5 protein-coding genes and 1 pseudogene are annotated in these 6635 nt (G+C 68.1%); 3 read left to right on the top strand and 3 right to left on the bottom strand.

Features of this window, described 5'->3' with window-relative positions; all coding sequences use genetic code 11:
• The 3 genes from brnQ to ACTQWE_RS10020 form a co-directional block, all read right to left on the bottom strand.
• On the bottom strand, positions 1 to 1237 hold a 1237-nt coding region (gene brnQ / locus ACTQWE_RS10030; protein WP_441921676.1), incomplete at its 3' end, for a branched-chain amino acid transport system II carrier protein.
• A gap of 786 nt (positions 1238 to 2023) precedes the next feature.
• Positions 2024 to 3001 carry a C-terminal binding protein gene (locus tag ACTQWE_RS10025; protein WP_441857223.1) on the bottom strand — a complete coding sequence of 326 codons (978 nt, stop codon included), beginning with the start codon at positions 2999 to 3001 and terminating at the stop codon, positions 2024 to 2026.
• 85 nt (positions 3002 to 3086) lie between these two features.
• On the bottom strand, positions 3087 to 4373 hold the full coding sequence (locus ACTQWE_RS10020) for an aspartate aminotransferase family protein (RefSeq protein WP_441857221.1): 1287 nt from the start codon (positions 4371 to 4373) through the stop codon (positions 3087 to 3089).
• A gap of 237 nt (positions 4374 to 4610) precedes the next feature.
• Between ACTQWE_RS10020 and ACTQWE_RS10015 the strand changes: the two genes are divergently transcribed.
• The 3 genes and pseudogenes from ACTQWE_RS10015 to ACTQWE_RS10005 all read left to right on the top strand — a co-directional run.
• On the top strand, positions 4611 to 5405 hold the full coding sequence (locus ACTQWE_RS10015; protein WP_441857219.1) for an HD domain-containing protein: 795 nt from the start codon (positions 4611 to 4613) through the stop codon (positions 5403 to 5405).
• 223 nt (positions 5406 to 5628) lie between these two features.
• Positions 5629 to 6282: a cupin domain-containing protein gene (locus ACTQWE_RS10010; RefSeq protein ID WP_441857217.1), complete on the top strand. Its 654-nt coding sequence runs from the start codon at positions 5629 to 5631 to the stop codon at positions 6280 to 6282.
• A 161-nt stretch (positions 6283 to 6443) separates the two neighbouring features.
• Positions 6444 to 6635: pseudogene (locus ACTQWE_RS10005) on the top strand (hypothetical protein); the annotation flags it as partial.

The following is a 6635-nucleotide window of genomic DNA, read 5'->3' as shown; positions in this document are numbered from 1 at the left end:
CCATTGCCCGCACGACGGGAGTCGCCGCAAGCGCCGCGGGGGCCGAGCCCGCCGCGCCCAGGACCGCCGCCGGCAGCGTCGCGCCCTCCGCCCACGCAAGCACCACGCGGTCGTACCCAAACGCCCCGCCCGCAAGCGCCAGCACGATGAGCACGATGGCAAGGGGGTACATCACGTCGAGCACGGGCAGAGACCATGCGATGAGCGCGTCGAGGCCGCCGTTTGCCAGCGCAAACGACGCAATCGTGAACGCAACCGCCCATCCGCGGTACGTCACCCTCCCGCCAAACATCCCCACGAACGTCTGCGAGCAGCTCGTCACCAGGCCCACCGCCGTCTTCAGGCACGCCACGGTCACGGTCGCCGCAAGCACCACCAGGCCCACGTTCCCCAGGTACAGGCGCGCTATCTGCGCAAACGCGATGCCGCCGTTGCTGGATGCCGCAAGCGCGCCCCTGCTCTGGGTGCCGATGACGGTCACGAGCGCGTACACCACCGCCATGATGAGGCCGCTTCCCACGCCAGAGGCGATCGTGCCCCGCGCGACGTCCGCCGGCTTGCTCACGCCAAGGTCGCGCACGACCCCCACCACCACGATGCCAAAAGCCAGCCCCGCGAGCGCGTCCATCGTGTTGTAGCCCTCGAGCAGCCCCGTCGCGAACGGCGACCCCACGTACGCCCCCTGCGGCGCGACGTCCGCCACGCGCGCGGACGGCGCCGCAAGCGCCGCTGCCACCAGCACGCCCAGAAACACCAGGAACCCCGGCGTCAGCACCTTGCCCACCCACGTCAGGATCTTTCCCGGCCTGAGCGACAGCGCAAGCACCACGGCAAAGAACGCGAGCGAGAAGAGCAGGAGCCACGGGCCGTGCGCGCCCTTGGGAAGCGACTGCCCGATGCCGACGGTGTACGCCACCGTGGCGCAGCGCGGTATGGCAAACAGGGGGCCGATCGTGAGGTACAGCACGCAGGTGAACGCGAGCCCGAAGCGCCGGCCCACGCGCGAGCTCAGGTCCAGGAGGCCCTTCGAGCGGCTGGCGCCTAGCGCCGCGACGCCAAGTATGGGGAGCCCCACGCCGGTGACGAGGAACCCCAGCAGCGCCCACCACACATTTCTGCCCGCAAGCTGACCCATGTGGATGGGAAATATGAGGTTTCCCGCCCCAAAGAAGAGCCCGAAGAGCATGCTCGAGACGGCGACCCCATCGCGCACGCGCAGCCTTTTACCATCAGCCATGAAACCACCGCAATCCCAGGGACTCGCCCTCGCCCGCTACCACTCGTTGCCCCACCGCTACTCGTTGCCCCACCGCTCCGGAGGGGCTAACTCCAAGGGCACATGATACGGCTCCCACACACGAACGGCAAAACAACGGCTGAGCTAGGATGCCAGGCGATTCCCTCCGCAGGTCCCTCCCCCACGTTCCTCCGCAGCCCCCGCGCAACACACCAGGCCCGAGTTTACATTTTCTGATCAAAGTCAGGCCGAGTGTGTTCTGGGATGCCTACGCCGCGGGTACGCACCCGCACCCAGCTTGCGGATTCACGCAAGATCGCGGCCGGTGTGTACCCGCCGCCGCACACACCCAAGGTGAGTTTACGGAATCCTGCGAACTCGCCCGGGGTGTGTTGCGGAAGGCGGGGTCCCGCGCCACGAAGTGGCGGGTGTGTAGCGCGATTTGCGAGAAAAGGCCGGGTGTGTGACGCCCGCCCTTGGTTTAATCGGACATATTCGCAGGTAAGCGGCTCGGACCACGGCCCCTCGAGCCCCGTGTCGGGTACACACCCGAGGGTTCTTGCCGCGGGAGCCCCTCCGGCGCAACACACCAGCCCCGAGTTTGCGGGGCCGCGCAAGGTCGGCGCGGGTGTGTGCGGCCCAGTTGCCGCACCGGGTACGCACCCGCGCCCAGTTCGCGAGATTCCGCAAGGTCGGCGCGGGTGTGTGCCAGAAGCGCCTTTGATGCCCGGCGCCCAGCCCCGGGCCAGCGCCCGCGGCCCCCCCCCCCCGCACGCCACCCGCGCCCTACCCCGCCAGAGACAGCTCGTTCACGGCGTCACCGGGCTTGCGTCCATCCAGCGCCTCGAGCGCGTTTCTCAGGGCGCGCGTGCGCATCTCGGTGTACGAGTCGGACGAGTGGTACGCGCAATGCGGGGTCACTATGCAGTTGTCCAGCCCCACCAGCGGACTCTTCGCGTTCGTCTCGTCGCGCTTCACGTCCACGGCGGCCGCGCGGATCGTGCCGTCCGTCAGCGCCTGTGCCAGGTCCTCCTCCACCACGCAGCCGCCGCGAGACGTGTTCACCAAAAACGCGGTCGGCTTCATCAGACGCAGCGTCCGCGTGCAGATGATGTCGCGCGTCGCATCCACCAGCGGGCAGTGCAGGCTCACGACGTCGCTCTTCTCCAGAAGCTCGTCAAGGCTCTCCGCCTTCGTCACGCCATGGCTGGCGAGAAACGCCGGCGACTTCGTTGGGGCGTACGCCATGACTTCCATCCCTATCGACTTCAGCATGGGCGTGAGCGCCTGCGCGATGGAGCCGAAGAACACGAGCCCGGCCGTCTGGCCCTGCGGCCGGGGTGCGTCGTAGCCGGCCATGTCGTCCCACACGCCGTCGCGCACCTGCCGGTCAAACCACGTGATCTTCTTGTACAGGTCCACGACGAGCCCCAGCGTGTGCAGGGCGACGTCGTACGTGCAGTAGTCCGGCACGTTCGTGACCCAGCAGCCGTGCGCCGTCGCGGCGGCGTCGTCTATGTTGTCGTGGCCTATGGCCATCATGCTCACGCACCTCAGCTGGGGCGCCGCCTCGAACGTGCGGGCGTCCGCTTTGCCCCACTCGATCACGAGCGCGTCCGCGCCAGACAGCGACCCGCGCACGGGGCGCCCGGCGTTGTCGGAGTCGACCTCGTACACCTCGACGTCTTCCCTGCCCAGCTCCCCCAGCATCCTGCGCTCAAGGTCCAGCGGGACCGCGCTTCCCAGATATGCGATGCGTGGCATGATGGCCTCCTTGCATGGCTTGAACCGGCACCCAGCTCAGCGCCCGCACCGGCGCCCGCATCGGCACGCGGGCGTCGGCGCCCGTCTAGTACCTCAGCTCGCTCATGGAGCGGTCCAGGATCCCCACGCCCTCGTCCAGCTCGTCCGTCGTGACGTTCAGGCGAGTGGCGAAGCGCATGCCGTTGCCGTGGACGCCGCAGTTGAGGGTGATCATGTGGTTCTTCAGGCACTGCGCCTTCACGGCCGTCCAAATCTCCGGGGCGGGGCTTCCGTCCTCGGGGTGGTCGAACTCGATGGCGCGCATCAGCCCGATGCCGCGCACGTCCCCCACCACGGGGTGGGCCTTGCGCAGCTCCTCCAGCTTGCCGGCGAGGTAGGCGCCCTTCTCGTTCACGTTCTTTAGGATGTGCTGCTCCTCCATCTGGTCCAGGACCGCAAGGCCGGCGGCCGCGGCCACGGGGTTTCCGCCAAAGGTGCCGCCGTGCATGCCGGGCAGCCACTTGGCCATGATCTTCTCGGTAGAGACGATGGCGCTCATGGGCATGCCGCCCGCGATGGCCTTGCCCAGGTTCATGACGTCGGGCGTCACGCCAAAGTTCTGGCCGGCCCACATCTTGCCCGTGCGGCCGTAACCGCTCTGGATCTCGTCGAAGATCAGCAGGATGCCGTACTTGTCGCAAATCTCGCGAACGCCCTGCACAAAGCTCGCGGGCGGCACGAAGTAGCCGCCCTCGCCCTGCACCGGCTCCATGATGATGGCCGCGACCTCGGTGGGCTCCACCAGGTAGTCAAACAGCTGCTGCAGCTCGTCCAGGCAGAACTTGGAGCGCTCTTCCGCGTCCATGCCCTTGGGGCACAGGTCCTTCTGGGGGTAGGTCGAGAAGTACACCCCCGGCAGCCCCGGCTGGTACGACTCGCGGTAGTGCGCGGCGGAGCCGGTGACGGAGAGCGCGCCCCACGTGCGTCCGTGGAACGAGCCCTTGAACGCGATGATGCACGGCCTGCGCGTGTAGGCGCGTGCCAGCTTAAGCGAGCCGTCCGTCGCCTCCGCGCCGCCGTTTGCAAACAGCGTGCAGCCAAGGTCGCCGGGCGCCGCCTGGGCTATGCGCTCCGCCAGCTCGAGCGTGGTGGGAAAGTTCACCATGTTGAAGCTGCCGTTAATGAGCCTGTCCACCTGCTCGTGGATCGCGGCGCGCACGTGAGGGTCGTTGTGGCCGAGCGCGTTCACGGCGATGCCCTGGACAAAGTCCAGGTACTTCTCGCCGTTGACGTCGTACATGTAGCTTCCCTCGCCGTGGTCGATCACGAGGTCCGTGCTCTTTGCGAGCGCCGGGCTCAGGTAGCGCTTGTAGTCTTCGTAACGCATGGGCATGGCGTGCTCCTCTCCGCTGGATCTTGAGCCCACTGTAGTGCGCGCACGTTGAGCCACGGTTTATGCATGGTTACGGAAGGGGCGCCAAACGTCGCTCGCCTCGTTTCCCCAACGTTGCGGGTTTGTGTTGCGCCACGCGCAGCCTCGCGCGCGGGTGCGGCCACAGGCGCGCTCGGCCGTATAATGCAGGGACGTCAGGCCCGCGCCACGGGAGCGCGGCACGCGCGAGGGAGCCACATGCACGTAGACAGAGACCGGGCGGCGCACGCGTTCGAGCGCTACGTCGCGCGCTTCGACCCGCAGGACCCCAAGATCGCGCTCAAGATCGAGCACACCTGGCGCGTGGCGGACCTTGCCGAGAAGATCGCGCGTTCCCTGCCGGAGGGCGCGTCCCAGGATTACGTCGACCTTGCGTGGCTGCTGGGGCTCTTGCACGACGTGGGCCGCTTCGAGCAGGTCAGGCGCTACGGCACGTTCAGCGACGCCGCCTCGACCAGCCACGCCGCGCTCGGCGCGCGCGTGCTGTTTGACGGCCTGGACGGCGCTGCGCCCACCATCCGAGACTACGTGGCCGCGCCGGATGCGGACGGGCTCATCCGCACGGCCGTTGCGCTGCACAGCTCGTGGCGGCTGCCGCAAGACCTGGATGCGCGCACGCGTCGCCTGTGCGAGCTTCTGCGCGACGCGGACAAGATAGACATCCTGAAGGTTAACTGTACCTGCCCCGTTGAGGACATCTACGGCTTTCCGGAGCGGACGCTGCTGGAAAGCAAGCTTTCAAACGAGGCCGCGACCTGGTTCTGGCACCACTCCACCATCCCGCGCGCCGCGCGCAGGTATCCGGCAGACATCCTCCTGGGCCACGTCTGCTTTACGTGGGAGATGGCGTACCCCCGGAGTCTGGCCATCACGGCAGAGCAGGGCTGCGTGTTCCGGATGATGGAGCGGCCGTTTGTCCGCGACGACACGCGCGAGGAGTTCGCGCGCATGGAGCGGCATCTGCGCGCATGGATGGAGGAGCAGCTGGCCTGAGCGCGGCGCTTCTCGCCTGCCGGACATCCGCCGGGCGAGAAGCGCGCGGTACCATCGCTGATGCAAAAGCGTTGCCGCGGCAACGGACGCGCATCCCGGCACTTGGTTACGCTGTGCCCGTAGAGACAACGGGCGCGACGCCTGTCCGGCATCGACACGGCTTGCCAAGTGCGGCATGCCGATGGGCGGCAAGCGGGCGGCGCGCCGGAAACGGAGGCACCACATGAGGGAGACGGCCGGAAGGACGTTCAGCATAGCGGCGGAGCACCCTGCGACGCCGGGCTGCACCACGTCGTTTGGAGTGCACGAGGGCAAGGGGCTTGCCGTAAGCTACTTCTCGCTCGCAGCCGGGACGGACATCAGCGCAGAGACCCACCCCCAGCACAAGCTGCTTGTGGTGGCGGGCGGCAGCGTCGACGTGGACGCCGGCGACGGCGCGCGCCACGTGGCGGCGGGCGAGTCCATCTTTGTGCCCGCAGGCGCCACGGTGGGCATGTCCACGCAGGAAGGTTGCACGTACACGGAGCTCAACATGAAAGAGGAGACCATCATGAACCAGGCGGTAAAGGCGGGCGACGTGTTTGCCCTCGCGGACCTCGTTCCCTATCAGGACGGGACCATCGTGAACATGGACGTCGCCCACAACGACGGCATGAAGCTCGCGCTCATGAGCTTCGACGCCGGCTGCGGGCTCTCTGAGCACTCCGCCCCCGGCGAGGCGCTCGTGTTCGCGCTCGACGGCGAGGGCGTCATTGGCTACGAGGGCCAGGAGCACACGATCCACGCGGGAGAGAACTTCAAGTTCGACAAGAACGGTCGCCACTTCGTGCGCGCGGACAAGCGCTTCAAGATGGCGCTGCTGCTCACGCTGGAGTAGGGCCGGTGCCGCGCGCGCCGCGGCCTGCGCGCACGTAGCGTGCAAGGGGCGTCGCCCTTCTCGCCAAAAGCGACGCGCGGAAGCGCCTATCATGTGTCGTTGGAAACCAACCGCCGCCCGACGCCCCGCGCGCCGGGCGGCCGCGCATGAGGGGGCGCCACATGGAGACGTTTGACGAGCTGTACTACACCGATCCCTACGCACGCGAGTTCGACGCGCGCGTGACGTCGTGCGAGCCCGCGGAGGGCGGGTTCGCCATTGCGCTGGACGCGACGGCGTTCTATCCCACGGGCGGCGGGCAGCCCGGCGACCGCGGCACGCTGGTGCCCGCAGACGCGCCGGCACCCGCACCC

Origin of the sequence: Parafannyhessea sp. LCP19S3_B1, from assembly GCF_052121955.1 — a bacterium.
Taxonomy (GTDB): Bacteria; Actinomycetota; Coriobacteriia; order Coriobacteriales; family Atopobiaceae; genus Parafannyhessea.
Note: the sequence above shows the minus strand (reverse complement) of the source record. Positions and strands in the feature narration are given on the sequence as shown.